The organism is Aurantimonas sp. C2-5-R2, from assembly GCF_036549495.1.
Taxonomy (GTDB): Bacteria; Pseudomonadota; Alphaproteobacteria; order Rhizobiales; family Rhizobiaceae; genus Aurantimonas; species Aurantimonas coralicida_A.
This window is the reverse complement of the sequence record NZ_JAZHLJ010000006.1, coordinates 21,885-34,634: the sequence shown is the minus strand read 5'-3', so window position 1 is coordinate 34,634 and position 12,750 is coordinate 21,885. Positions and strand designations below refer to the sequence as shown.

Here is a 12,750-nt window from a genome sequence, read left to right as displayed (position 1 = left end):
ACCCTCAGATCGCCGCCCGCGTGTCGGACGCCTGCGGTCAGGGGCTCGAAACGAGACAGGTAGCAGGCTCGTGGACATGGCAAGCAGCGACAGATCTTCCTTCGAAACCTCCTGGGGTACTGCCCGGCGCGGTGATCTGACCGACTTCCGGCTGTGGGCTCCCAGCGCGCAATCGATCGAGCTGGCCACCGCGACGGGAGACGGTTTGCTCGAATTTCTCGCCATGGACAAGGACGCAGACGGCTGGTGGCGCGTCACCACGGATCGCGTCGCGGTGGGTGGCGGCTATGGTTTTCGCGTGAATGGCGACAATGTGGTGCCGGACCCGGCGGCGCGGGCGCAGGTCGGCGACGTTCACGCACTGTCGAAGCTGGTCGATCCCGCCGACTTCGCGTGGAAATCGGCCGACTGGGCCGGTCGGCCGTGGCGGGAAGCGGTGTTCTACGAACTCCACACCGGCACCTTCACCCCCGAGGGCACATTCGAAGCGATCATCGACAAGCTCGACTATCTGCGCGAGGTCGGGGTGACCGCGATCGAACTCCTGCCGGTCGCCCAGTTCGGCGGTCGCCGGGGCTGGGGCTACGACGGGGTGCTGCTCTATTGTCCGCACGAGGCGTATGGCGGGGTCGATGGCTTGAAGCGGCTCGTCGACGCCGCGCATGCGCGCGGACTGATGGTCTTCCTCGATGTCGTCTACAATCACTTCGGCCCGGATGGGAACTATATCAGCTCTTACGCCCCCGAGTTCTTCCACGAGGAGATTCATACGCCTTGGGGGGCTGCGATCGCCTATGACGAGGCGCCGGTGCGGGCCTTCATGATCGAAAATGCGCTCTACTGGATGGAGGAATATCGCATCGACGGGCTTCGCCTCGACGCGATCGACTCAATCGAGGACACGACGGAGACGCCGTTGGTAGAGGAACTGGCGACGCGGGTACGGGCGGCGTTCCCGGACCGGCACGTCCATCTCACCAGCGAGGACGACCGCAACATCACCTGGCATATCGAACGCGGGGCATCGGGCGAGCCCAAGCTCATCTCCGGCGAGTGGAACGACGATTTTCATCATTGCGCTCATGTGCTCGCCACCCATGAAGAGGAGAGCTACTACGCCGATTATGTGCGCCACAGTGTCGAGCAGATGGCCAAGTGTCTCGCTACCGGCTTCGTGTACCAGGGTCAGCATTCGCAAACGCGGGACCGTAAGGTGGGTCAGCCGTCCGGCCATCTGCCGCCGACGGCCTTCGTCAATTTCCTGCAGAACCACGACCAGATCGGCAATCGCGCCTTCGGGGACCGGCTGACGGATCTCGCGTCGCGCCGGGTCAACGAATGCCTCCAGGCTATCCTGCTGTTGTCCCCGCAGATCCCTCTGATGTTCATGGGCGAGGAATATGGCGACACCCATCCGTTCAGCTTCTTTACGGATTTCGACGGCGAACTCGGTGATGTCGTGCGGGAAGGCCGCCGTAGCGAGTTCAAGAGGTTCGGCGCGTTTCGGGACGAGGAGGCGCGCAAGCTGATCCCCGATCCGAATGCCGAGACCACCTTCCGTGATTCCCGGCTGGATTGGTCGGTGATGTCGCGGCCGACTTATGCCCGCCGTCTCGCCATGACGAAGGTGCTGCTGGCCAAGCGCCGGCAAAACATTGTCCCGCTTCTCGAAGCCATTCCGCCCCATTGCGGCAGCTATCACGTCTCGGATAATTCCAAGGCGTTCGTCGTTGCCTGGGTGCTGAAGGGCGGCGCGGTCCTGCATCTCTTCGCCAATCTGGATGACGAGCCCTGGGCGATCCCCGACGATGTCATGAAGGGCGACCTGACCTGCGGGACGCTGGTCCACGCCCACCCGAAGGGCGCCGACGCGGATCTGAAAACCGGCATCTTGCCCGGACCGTCAGTGGTTTTCCGGCTTGAAGAGCAGCGCCTGATTGTCGGGCCAGCCCAGTGAGCGAGCAACTCGACAGGCTGGCAGCGAGCCACGGCATCCAACTCGCCTATATCTCGGAACTCGGAGAGCGCCAGGTCATATCCGACGAAGCCAAGCGGGCGCTGCTCGCCATTCTGAGCGTCGATCCCGATCATGGCAAGGCCGGCGACTTCGACGAAGCGCAGGATGCGCCGACGCGGCGCTGCGCGTTGCCCGAGGCGATCGCGGCAAATCGCGCCTGGGGCGTCGCGTGCCAGCTTTACAGCCTTCGCTCGCATCGCAATCTCGGCATGGGCGATTTCGAGGATCTGGCCGATCTGGCGCAAGTAGCCGCCGCCGAAGGGGCGGCCTTCATCGGCGTCAATCCGCTGCATGCGCTGTTCATGGCCGATCCTGGCCGCTACAGCCCCTATTCGCCGTCCAGCCGCCGCTTCCTCAATCCGCTCTACATCGCCGTCGACCAACTGGCGGGCGGGCCGGAGGCGATCGCGCGGCTGAGGGATGCCGAGCCAAGTCTTTTCGCGGGTCTCGATGGGACGCTTGTCGACTATCCGGCGGCCGGAAAGGTGAAGCGCGGGCTTTTAAAGCAGATCTTCGCCGATCGGATCGACGCCATCCGCGAGGATCAGGCGTTCGAGCGTTTTTGCGCCGGCGGTGACGAGGCCCTCGCGGGCTTTGCTCTGTTCGAGGCGATCTCCGAGTTGCAGGTCGACGCCGGAGCCTATGTGGGCTGGCACTCCTGGCCGAAACCCCTGCAGTCACGGGACAGTCCGCAGGTCGCCCGCTTCGCCGAGGACCATGCCGACCTCGTCCTGTTCCACTGCTGGCTGCAATACGTCGCAGAGGAGCAATTGGCCGAGGCTCAGGCGCGCGCGCTCGCCGCAGGGATGCCCATCGGCCTCTATCTCGATCTCGCCGTGGGCGTTGCGCCCGACGGGGCGGAGACCTGGGCCGATCCTTCCCTCACGGTCGGCGCGGCGCGGGTCGGCTCGCCGCCGGACATGTTCAACAGCCAGGGACAGGATTGGGGGCTGGCGCCGCTGTCGCCCAAAGCCCTCGCCGAACGCGGCTATCAGCCACTGCGCGATTCCTTCGAGGCGCTGACCCGCAACGCCGGGGCGATCCGGATCGACCATGTGATGGGGCTCGCGCGGTTGTGGTGGATTCCCGAGGGCATTCCCTCCTCGGGCGGCGGCTATGTCCGCTATCCGCTCGGCGCGATGGTCGACGCGGTCGCGGCGGCGTCCGAGGCGAACGCCTGCCTGGTCATTGGCGAGGACCTCGGCACCGTGCCGCCGGGCTTCCGGCACAAGATGGAAGCGGCGCGAATCCTGTCCTACCGGGTGCTGTATTTCGAGCGCCACCGCGAGACCGAATTCCTGCCGCCGAGCGCCTATCCGAAGCTCGCGCTCGCCTGCGTCTCAACCCATGATCTCGCCACCCTCGCAGGATGGTGGCAGGGTGCCGACATCGCGTTGCGGGCCGAGATGGGCACCCAGGACGCCGCCGCGACCGAGCGCGACCGCGACAGCCGCCGTCATGATCGCCGTGCGCTGGCGGTGGCATTGGCGGAGGAGGGGATCCTCCCCGACGATTTGCGCCCAGCGGTGGCCGGGACGGACGACCTGCCGGCGGAATTGCCCGCCGAGTTGGCCGTCGCGATCCACCGCTTCGTCGCCCGCACGCCATCCGTGCTAGTGACGGTGCAACTCGACGACATGGTCGGAACCGAGCGCCAGCCGAATCTACCCGGCACGACCGACCAATATCCGAACTGGCGCATCCGGTCGGATGTCCCGATCGAGGACCTGCCAGGGAACGAGCGTTTCCGTGCGCTTGCCGCCGCCATGCGTGAAGAAAGACCCATCGCCTCATGAGCCGCCCTCTCGTTGCCACCTACCGCCTGCAATTTCGCGAGGGCACGACGTTCGAAACGGCCGGGGATCTCGCCCCCTATATGGCGCGGCTCGGCGTCAGCCATCTCTATGCCTCGCCGATCTTCGCGGCTTCTTCCGGTTCGACACACGGCTACGACGTCACCGATTACAACGCCTTCGAGGACGATCTCGGCGGGCTGAGCGGCTTCACCGCCATGAGCGATGCCCTGGTCGCTTCGGATCTGGCGCTGATCGTCGACTTCGTTCCCAACCACATGGGAGTCTCGCCGAAGAACCATTGGTGGGAAGACGTTTTGCGCTGGGGCGCCGAAAGCCGCTACGCCCAGACCTTCGATATTTCCTGGGAAGCGGAAAAGATCCTCGTCCCGGTGCTCGGCAAGCCCTATGGCGAGGCGCTGGCCGAGGGCGATCTTTCGGTCGAGCTCGACGCGGCGAACGCGCAGTTGCGCTTCGATGCCTCCGGCTATGGATTGCCGATCGATCCCAGAACCTACGGCCATGTCTTCGGCTTGATGGATCATCCGGAAAAGGACCGGATGGTGCGGCGCTTTTCCGTCTCGACTCCGGCCGAAGCGGAGGAACTGGCGGAACGCTTTTCGGAACATCTGACCGAGAAGGGGTTCAGCAAGGCCCTTAAGCACGCGCTTGAGACGATCAATGGCGACCAACCCGCCCTGCACGAACTGCACGAAGCGCAGGCCTGGCGGCTCGCCTGGTGGCGGACGGCCCGCGAGAAACTCACCTATCGGCGGTTCTTCGAGATCGCCGACCTGATCGGTGTCCGGCAGGAATCGCGGCGTGTCTTCCGCGAATCCCATCAACTGGTCATCCGGCTCGCCCGCGAGCGCCGGCTGGACGGAATCCGGATCGATCACGTCGATGGTCTGGCCGACCCGAAGGGCTACCTAGAACAACTGAAGCAGGCGTTCCACTCGGTTCGCCGTTCGCCGACGATCCACGTCGAGAAAATCCTGACCGGCCCCGAACGGTTGCGCCGATCCTGGGAGATCGAGGGGACCACCGGCTACGAGTTCATCACGGCCCTGTCCGGCCTCTACGTTGATGCCGGGCAGGAAGAGGCGATGACGGCGGCCTATCACGATTTCCTCGGCGAGGACGAGGATTTGCGGGGCATGATCACCCGGCAAAAACGCTCGATCTTCCAGCGCAACCTCGCCGGCGAACTGTCGCACCTGACCGGTCTCGCCTTGGCGGTGGCGGGCAGGGGCCTCGCCACCCGCGACCTCGGCCAGGACACCATAGCGCGGGCCATCGTCGAGGTTGCAACGGCGCTGCCGGTCTATCGCACCTATGTCTCGGTGGACGGTGTGCCGCGGCGCGATATCGCGATCATCGACGATGCCGTCGATCTCGCCATGACCTGGCGCGAGGTCGAGGCCGACGAGCCGATCCAGTTCATCGGCCGCCTGCTCAAGCTGGATTTCGAGGACGGCGCCGATGTCGCCGCTTCGCTGGACTTCACCCGGCGGTTCCAGCAGACCACCGGCGCGGTCATGGCCAAGGCCGTCGAGGATACCGCATTCTACCGCTATAACCGGCTCATCGCCCTCAACGAGGTGGGCGGCGAACCGGATCATTACGGCGCCGACCTGGATGCGTTCCACACGGCAATGCAAATCCGGGTAGAGGACCAGCCCGAAGGCCTGCTCGCCACCTCGACCCACGACACCAAGCGCGGCGAGGACGCCCGCGCCCGGCTTTACACGCTGTCGGAGGCGCCGGAGCACTGGCGCGATCTCATCACGGAATTTGCCGAACGGATGGCGCCGTGGCGCAAGGACATCGACGGTGGTGTCGAGGCCCCGGAACCCGCTACGGAATGGGGGCTCTACCAATCGCTGCTCGGCGTATTGCCCGCCGATTTCGACCCCACCGACGGGGCGCAGAGGGAGGCGATCGCCGGTCGTCTGGCGGCCTACGCGGAAAAGGCCGTGCGCGAGGCCAAGCGCTGGACCAGTTGGACCTCTCCCGCCGAGCCCTACGAGCGCGCGCTGCGCGGCTTCGTCGATGCGGCGCTCGATCCGAAAAAATCGGGCTCGTTCCTGGCCGACTTTTGGGCTGCGGCGCAGCCCTTCGTCGCTGCCGGAGCCCTGACATCGCTGTCGCAGACGGTGATCAAGCTCGCCGCCCCCGGCGTTCCCGACATCTACCAGGGCACGGAATTCTACGATTTCTCCCTCGTCGATCCGGACAACCGGCGGGACGTCGATTTCGCCGCGCGCAGCGAGGCGATTGCCGGCGGTGTGACGTGCGAGGAGGCTCTGGCCGATTGGCGCACGGGCCGCATTAAGGCGATGCTCACGGCCGCGGGGCTGGCGATGCGGGGCCGGGCGCCGGCACTGTTCACCGCCGGCAGCTATGTGCCGCTGGCGGTCGAGGGCGACATGGCGCGGCACGTCGTCGCCTTCGCGCGGACGGACGAGACCGGCGGCGCGGCGATCGCCGTGGCACCGCGGCTTTGCCTGACGCTTCTCGATGGGCGCGAGGCCATCGACGTTCAGGCCGAGCGCTGGGGCGACACCCGGATCAGCCTGCCGGAGGCGCTGGCCGCTCGATCTTGGCGCAACATCCTCTCTGGCGAGACCATCGAGGCATCCGGTGAACTTGCGCTCGCCGCGATTTTGGCCAAGCTGCCCTTCGCAATTCTCGAGGCGAGCTGACGAAACGGGGTGTACCGCCTGCCTCAATGACGCATTTTCCGCGGGCGGAGATCGAGATCTGAGCGGGAGGAAGCCATGACCATCCGGACCGTCGTGTGGAACGAGTTCATCCACGAACGGGAAAACCCGGTCGTCAAGGAGATCTATCCGGACGGAATCCACGGCACGATCGCCGCATTCCTGTCGACCGATCAGGACTTCGCGGTCTCGACCGCGACCCTCGATGAGCCGGAACACGGTCTGCCGCAAGCGCGCCTCGACGAGACCGACGTGCTCGTCTGGTGGGGACACAAGGCGCATGGCCAGGTTTCGGACGAGATCGCGGACCGCGTCGCGTCCCGCGTCCACGAGGGCATGGGGCTGATCGTCCTCCATTCGGGTCATTTCGCCAAGGTATTCAAGCGGCTGATGGGCACGCCCTGTTCGCTGCGCTGGCGCGAGGCGGGCGAACGGGAGCGACTATGGGCGGTGAACCGCTCACACCCGATCGTCCAGGGCATCGGTCCTGCGATCGAACTGCCGAACGCGGAAATGTATGGCGAGCCGTTTCTGGTGCCCGAGCCGATGGAAACGGTCTTCATCTCCTGGTTCGAGGGCGGCGAAGTGTTCCGGTCCGGCCTGACCTATCAGCGCGGGGCAGGGAAGATCTTCTATTTCCGGCCGGGCCACGAGACCTATCCGATCTACCACAATGCGGAGATCCAGACGGTCGTCAAGAATGCCGTGCGCTGGGCCTACAACCCGGTGCCCGCCTGGAAGGATGTTGCGGCGGCGCCGAACGTGCCGGCCGACAAGGCGCCGGAGACACTCGAGGTCAAGGGCCCGAGGCTGCACAAGGCCGGTGAGGCCGGCTACCGATGAGCGGCGGAGGAGACGGCGAGACCGGGGCCGCCGCCGGCGAAAAGCGCATCATGATCCTTGGCACCGGTGGCATCTCGCATCGCCATGCCGAACATTTCCTGTCGATTCCCGGTTGCCGGATTGTGGCGGCCTGCGACACCAATGGCGAAAGAGCCCGCGCCTTCGCGGACATGCATGCCATTCAAAAGTCCTTCGACAGCCTCGGCGCCGCGCTCCAATGGGGTGAGTTCGATGCCGTAGTCAACTCGACGCCCGATAACGTCCACAAGCCGACGACGCTGGAAATTCTGGCGGCGGGCAAGGCGGTCTTTTGCGAAAAGCCGCTGGCCGTCAACGCCGACGACGCTTTCGAGATGGCCGAGGCGGCCGAGCGGGCGGGACTAATCAACATGGTCAACCTCACCTACCGCAATGCCCACGGTATCCAGATGGCGCGGCGGATGATCGAAGCGGGCGAAATCGGCACGGTCCGCCACGTCGAGGCGAGTTATCTGCAGAGCTGGCTGACCGGTCAGCATTGGGGGGACTGGCGCATCGACGAGCGATGGCTGTGGCGCCTGTCGACCGCGCACGGTTCGAAGGGCGTGCTTGGCGATATCGGCATTCACATCCTCGACTTCGCCACCTATGGCACCGGCCTCGACATCGTCGCCCTGCAGGCACGGCTGAAGACCTTCGACAAGGCGGAGGGCGGGGCCATCGGCGCCTACAAGCTCGACGCCAACGATTCCTGCGCCATGACGGTGGAGTTTTCGAACGGCGCGCTCGGAGTCGTCCATATGAGCCGCTACGCCACCGGTCGGGCCAACGATCTCGATCTGACCATCCACGGCGACAAGGGCGCCCTGAAGATCTGGGCGAACCAGACCGATTCGATGCTGCGGGTCTGTCTCGGGTCGGATATCGAGACCCAGACCTGGAAGCCGCTCGAGTGTCCGCCGACACCACGCAACGCCGACCGGTTCGTCATCGCGCTCTTGTCGGGGGTCAATGGCGAACCGGATTTCCGCCACGCCGCCGAGGTCCAGAAGTTGCTCGACCTGTGCTTCGTGTCGGATGCTGAGCGACGGATGCTGCCTGTCGGCTGACGGGGAGCGGGGCGGCGCGACGATCGGCCGCCCCGAACCGAACTCAATCCATATACTGGCCGCCATTGGCCGACAGGGTCGAGCCGGTGATGAAGCCGGCGTCGTCGGAGGCGAGGAAGACCACGCAGCGGGCGATTTCGTCCGCCTCGCCCAGCCGGCCGACCGGAATCTGCGGCAGGATGTGCTTTTGCATGACGTCGTCGGAGATCGTCGCCATCATGTCGGTGTTGATGTAGCCGGGGCAGATCGCGTTGACGGTGATGCCCTTCTTGGCGCCTTCCAGCGCCAGCGCCTTGGTGAAGCCGATGTCACCGGCCTTGGCGGCGGAGTAGTTGGCCTGGCCGGCCTGACCCTTCTGGCCGTTGATCGACGAGATGTTGATGATCCGGCCGAAATTGCGCTCGCGCATGCCCTCCCAGACCGGGCGCGTCATGTTGAACAGGCCGGATAGATTGGTGCCGATGACCGCCTGCCACTGCTCCGGCGTCATCTTGTGGAACATGGCGTCCTTGGTGATGCCGGCATTGTTGACCAGGATCTCGACCGGGCCATGTTCGGCCTCGACCTTGGCGATCCCTTCAGAGCACGCCTCGAAGGACGACACGTCCCATTTATAGACCGGGATGCCGGTGTCGTCCTTGAAGGCGTTCGCCTTCTCGTCATTGCCGGCATAGGTGGCCACCACCGTATGACCCGCCGCCTTCAACGCCTTGGAGATCGCCGCGCCGATGCCGCGCGAGCCTCCCGTCACGATCGCTACTTTGCCCATGTATTTCCTCCCGTTGCGTGTCCATGCCGGCATCAAACGGGCGGACCTCCATCCGCCCGTCGGCTGTTGCTATCGTCGTCCTACATTCGCTCGAAGCACATGGCGACGCCCATGCCGCCGCCGATGCACAGCGTCGCGAGGCCCTTCTTGGCGTCGCGGCGCATCATCTCGTGGATCAGCGTGTTGAGGACCCGGTTGCCCGACGCGCCGATCGGATGGCCGATGGCGATCGCTCCACCGTTCACATTGACGATGTCCGGGTTCCAGCCGAGATCCTTGTTGACCGCGCAGGCCTGCGCCGCGAAGGCCTCGTTGGCCTCGACGAGGTCGAGATCCTCGACGCTCCAGCCGGCCTTTTCCAGCGCCTTGCGCGAGGCCGGGATCGGGCCGGTGCCCATGATCGACGGGTCGACGCCAGCGGTCGCCCAAGAGACGATCCGCACCAGCGGGCTGAGCCCGCGCCGCGCGGCCTCGGCCTCGCTCATCAGCACCGTCACCGCGGCGCCGTCATTGATGCCGGAGGCATTGGCCGCCGTGACCGAACCCTCCTTGTCGAAGGCGGGTCGCAGCTTCTGCACCTTGTCGAGCGTGGTGCCATGCTTGATGTACTCGTCGTCCTCGACGATGGTGTCGCCCTTGCGGCCCTTGACCGTAAAGGGGGCGATCTCGTCCTTGAACCGACCGGCCTTCTGGGCGGCCTCGGCCTTGTTCTGCGACTTCACCGCGAATTCGTCCTGCATCTCGCGGGTGATCTGCCACTGGCGCGAAACATTCTCGGCGGTGGTGCCCATGTGATAGCCGTTGAAGGCGTCGAGCAGCCCGTCCTTCAGCATGGTGTCGATCAGCTTCAGGTCGCCCATCTTCTGGCCGGAGCGCAGATGCGCGGCGTGCGGCGCCATCGACATCGACTCCTGGCCGCCGGCGACGATCACCTTGGCGTCGCCGCAAGCGATCTGCTGCATACCGATGGCGACGGTGCGCAGTCCGGAGCCGCAGAGCTGGTTGAGCGCCCAGGCGGTCGTCTCCTTCGGGCAGCCTGCCAGCATCGCCGCCTGGCGGGCCGGGTTCTGACCCTCGCCGGCGGTCAGGATCTGCCCCATGATGACCTCGTCCACCTCGCCTGCGTCAACCTTGGCCCGCGAGAGCGCCTCGCGGATCACGGCGGCGCCCAGCTCATGGGCGGGCACGGTCGCGAAGGCGCCGTTGAACGAGCCGACCGGCGTGCGCGCGGCCCCGACGATGACGACCGATTGTCCGTTATTCATGGCATGTCCTTCTCTGGAGATGAGCGCCGCGCCGAATCCGGTGCCGTTGGTTCAGATGCAGATAGGGCGCCGTGGCACTTTTCTCAGTTGTCGCAGAGGCGGTTCGCGGCTGTCAAACCCGCTTTGCCGGTTCCCCTCGCTGCCCCCAATAGCCGAAAGGTTTGGAAAGCGCCCGGTTTTGTGCCTATCATTTAGGCGGCGCAACGAAGCAGTTGCACAAAGCGTCCTCGGGGCGCCGACGGTATCGTGGACAAGGGGTGAGGCATGGCCAAGAATTCGGACGTAACGGTCATCAAGAAATACGCCAACCGTCGGCTCTACAATACCGGCACCAGCACGTATGTGACGCTGGAAAACCTGGCGGCGATGGTCAAGAGTAACGAGGAATTCGTCGTCCAGGATGCCAAGTCCGGCGAGGACATCACCCATTCGGTGCTGACCCAGATCATCTTCGAGCAGGAAAACAAGGGCGGGCAGAACCTGATGCCGATCGCCTTCCTGCGCCAGCTTATCAGCTTCTATGGCGACCAGATGCAGATGGTCATTCCCGGCTATCTCGAGCAGACGATGAGCGCGTTTACCCGCGAACAGGAAGGGTTTCGCGACAAGATGGCCGGGCCCATGGCCCAGTCGCCGATCAAGATGATGGAGGCGCAGGTCGTCCGCAACACCGAGATGTTCCGGAAGGCCATGGCGGTGTTCAACCCTTTCGTCGCGGGGGCGATGGGCGAGGCCGGGAAAGGCGAGGGCGCGCCGGCGCAAGGCTCGGACAGCGACGCGGCGTCCGGCCAGGAGGACCTGAAAGCGATGCGCCAGCAACTCGCCGAAATGCAGAAGCGCATCGAGGCCATCGACGGCAAGAAGAAGGGCTGAGGCCTCGCGTTCCGAGACCGGAAACGCTTCACGCCAGCTTCCTTGATTCCCAAACGCGAAAAAGGCCGGTTGCTGAAACCGGCCCTTTTTCGATTCTGCTTCAGGATCTGGCTGCGCCATTCCGGCGCAGGAGCCGACATCCGCAATGTATTGCGGCCGCCCTCACGCCATCATGCCCAGACACTGATTTGCCGCGTGCGCCCGATGACGCATGGCGCCAGCTTCGGTGTCAGGCTTTTTCCTTGATCGTCAGGATCTGACGACCGCGATACATGCCGGTCTTCAGGTCAACGTGGTGCGGCCGGCGCAGCTCGCCCGAATCCTTGTCCTCGATGTAGGTCGGCGCCTTCAGCGCATCCATCGAACGGCGCATGCCGCGCTTCGACGGGGATGTTTTGCGTTTGGGTACGGCCATGTTCTGCTCCGTTCGGGCTGTCGGGCGATGGCCCGCGAGGCGCATCGGCGACGTCAGTCTGGTCTGTTGCGCGCCAATGCCAGGAAACGTCCCGCTTCTTCGCGCCGCGCTTTCACGTCCGAAGCCACTGCGATCACGCTGCGATCGCGGCAAGGCTTCACCATGACGGGAATTCGAGGGTGCCCATAGCAAAGCCAAGCGTCTTTGGAAAGGGGGCGAGGTGAAAACCGTCAGCTCACCTTCGCCGGTTTCAGGCAGCCGATATAGTCGCCGGACCGGCTTGCGAGGCGTTCGACGCGGCGGGCCAGGCGATCGAGGCTCTTGCTCGGGTTGGCCGGGCTGCGTGCTCCCGGAGCCGGCAGAGTGACGGCGAGGAGCGCGGCCTGGCGGGCGTTGAGTTCGGCGGCGGAGCGGCCGAAATAGTGCTGGCTCGCCGCGCCGACACCGTAGACGCCAGTGTCCCACTCGACGATGTTGAGATAGATTTCCATCATCCGCCGTTTCGACAGGATCGCGTCGGCGTAAAGTGCCAGCGGCGCTTCCAGTCCCTTGCGCAGATAGGACCGCCCGTTCCACAGAAACAGGTTCTTCACCATCTGCATCGGGATGGTCGAGGCCCCGCGCGTTTCCTCGCCCGCCAAGGCCTCCTCGACGACGGCGCGCATTTCGCCCCAATCGATGCCGCGATGCCGGCAGAACTGCCCGTCCTCCGACATCATCACCGAATAGACGATCACGGGAGCGACATCGTCGATCGAAACCCACTCGCGGAGCATCGGCCGAAAGGTGAAATGATCGGCCAACATGAGCGTCGAGATCGGATGCACTGCGCGGATGGAATAGACCGGTGTCAGGACGAGCGGAATCGTCCCAAGCAGCAGAACAATCAGGAAAGCGCCGGCAAAAATACGGCGCATCAGAGCGGACCGCCGCAACAGGCGCCCGGACTATCCACGATGCGGAG

General features: G+C 65.0%; 10 protein-coding genes. 6 read left to right on the top strand and 4 right to left on the bottom strand.

The genetic code is table 11. The features are described 5' to 3' along the window. Positions 1–76 precede the first annotated feature (76 nt). From treZ to VQ044_RS04595, 5 genes are all read left to right on the top strand, one after another. Positions 77–1,957, top strand: coding sequence for a malto-oligosyltrehalose trehalohydrolase (treZ, locus tag VQ044_RS04615; protein ID WP_327645556.1), 1,881 nt, complete (start codon positions 77–79; stop codon positions 1,955–1,957). After that, positions 1,954–3,813 carry a 4-alpha-glucanotransferase gene (malQ, locus tag VQ044_RS04610; RefSeq protein WP_327645554.1) on the top strand — a complete coding sequence of 620 codons (1,860 nt, stop codon included), beginning with the start codon at positions 1,954–1,956 and terminating at the stop codon, positions 3,811–3,813. Before treZ ends, malQ begins: the two co-directional genes overlap by 4 nt. Further along, positions 3,810–6,515 (top strand): malto-oligosyltrehalose synthase, encoded by a 2,706-nt coding sequence (treY, locus tag VQ044_RS04605; RefSeq protein WP_327645552.1) that lies wholly within the window; start codon positions 3,810–3,812, stop codon positions 6,513–6,515. Before malQ ends, treY begins: the two co-directional genes overlap by 4 nt. A gap of 75 nt (positions 6,516–6,590) precedes the next feature. Further along, the gene (locus VQ044_RS04600) at positions 6,591–7,376 is read left to right on the top strand and encodes a ThuA domain-containing protein (RefSeq protein ID WP_327645550.1); all 786 of its coding nucleotides are present in this window, start codon (positions 6,591–6,593) and stop codon (positions 7,374–7,376) included. After that, positions 7,373–8,464, top strand: a complete 1,092-nt coding sequence (locus VQ044_RS04595) for a Gfo/Idh/MocA family protein (RefSeq protein WP_327645548.1) — start codon at positions 7,373–7,375, stop codon at positions 8,462–8,464. Before VQ044_RS04600 ends, VQ044_RS04595 begins: the two co-directional genes overlap by 4 nt. Before the next feature lie 43 nt (positions 8,465–8,507). Here VQ044_RS04595 and phbB read toward each other — a convergent pair whose 3' ends face one another. After that, on the bottom strand, positions 8,508–9,233 hold the full coding sequence (gene phbB, locus VQ044_RS04590; protein ID WP_327645546.1) for an acetoacetyl-CoA reductase: 726 nt from the start codon (positions 9,231–9,233) through the stop codon (positions 8,508–8,510). Between the two features lie 80 nt (positions 9,234–9,313). Then, positions 9,314–10,498: an acetyl-CoA C-acetyltransferase gene (locus tag VQ044_RS04585; RefSeq protein ID WP_327645544.1), complete on the bottom strand. Its 1,185-nt coding sequence runs from the start codon at positions 10,496–10,498 to the stop codon at positions 9,314–9,316. Positions 10,499–10,762: 264 nt separating this feature from the next. Between VQ044_RS04585 and phaR the strand changes: the two genes are divergently transcribed. Next, on the top strand, positions 10,763–11,371 hold the full coding sequence (gene phaR, locus VQ044_RS04580) for a polyhydroxyalkanoate synthesis repressor PhaR (protein WP_327645542.1): 609 nt from the start codon (positions 10,763–10,765) through the stop codon (positions 11,369–11,371). Positions 11,372–11,600: 229 nt separating this feature from the next. On the opposite strand, the gene rpmF is transcribed toward phaR, so the two are convergent. Continuing rightward, positions 11,601–11,786, bottom strand: coding sequence for a 50S ribosomal protein L32 (rpmF, locus tag VQ044_RS04575; RefSeq protein ID WP_327623189.1), 186 nt, complete (start codon positions 11,784–11,786; stop codon positions 11,601–11,603). A 230-nt stretch (positions 11,787–12,016) separates the two neighbouring features. Next, the gene (locus tag VQ044_RS04570) at positions 12,017–12,703 is read right to left on the bottom strand and encodes a biosynthetic peptidoglycan transglycosylase (protein ID WP_327645540.1); all 687 of its coding nucleotides are present in this window, start codon (positions 12,701–12,703) and stop codon (positions 12,017–12,019) included. Between the last annotated feature and the right edge of the window lie 47 nt (positions 12,704–12,750).

What these genes read in the sequence shown, in the direction of transcription:
- treZ (WP_327645556.1), top strand. Translation starts at nt 77, where the DNA reads ATGGCAAGCAGCGACAGATCTTCCTTCGAAACCTCCTGGGGTACTGCC.
- treY (WP_327645552.1), top strand. Translation starts at nt 3,810, where the DNA reads ATGAGCCGCCCTCTCGTTGCCACCTACCGCCTGCAATTTCGCGAGGGC.
- VQ044_RS04600 (WP_327645550.1), top strand. Translation starts at nt 6,591, where the DNA reads ATGACCATCCGGACCGTCGTGTGGAACGAGTTCATCCACGAACGGGAA.
- VQ044_RS04595 (WP_327645548.1), top strand. Translation starts at nt 7,373, where the DNA reads ATGAGCGGCGGAGGAGACGGCGAGACCGGGGCCGCCGCCGGCGAAAAG.
- phbB (WP_327645546.1), bottom strand. Translation starts at nt 9,233, where the DNA reads ATGGGCAAAGTAGCGATCGTGACGGGAGGCTCGCGCGGCATCGGCGCG.
- VQ044_RS04585 (WP_327645544.1), bottom strand. Translation starts at nt 10,498, where the DNA reads ATGAATAACGGACAATCGGTCGTCATCGTCGGGGCCGCGCGCACGCCG.
- phaR (WP_327645542.1), top strand. Translation starts at nt 10,763, where the DNA reads ATGGCCAAGAATTCGGACGTAACGGTCATCAAGAAATACGCCAACCGT.
- rpmF (WP_327623189.1), bottom strand. Translation starts at nt 11,786, where the DNA reads ATGGCCGTACCCAAACGCAAAACATCCCCGTCGAAGCGCGGCATGCGC.
- VQ044_RS04570 (WP_327645540.1), bottom strand. Translation starts at nt 12,703, where the DNA reads ATGCGCCGTATTTTTGCCGGCGCTTTCCTGATTGTTCTGCTGCTTGGG.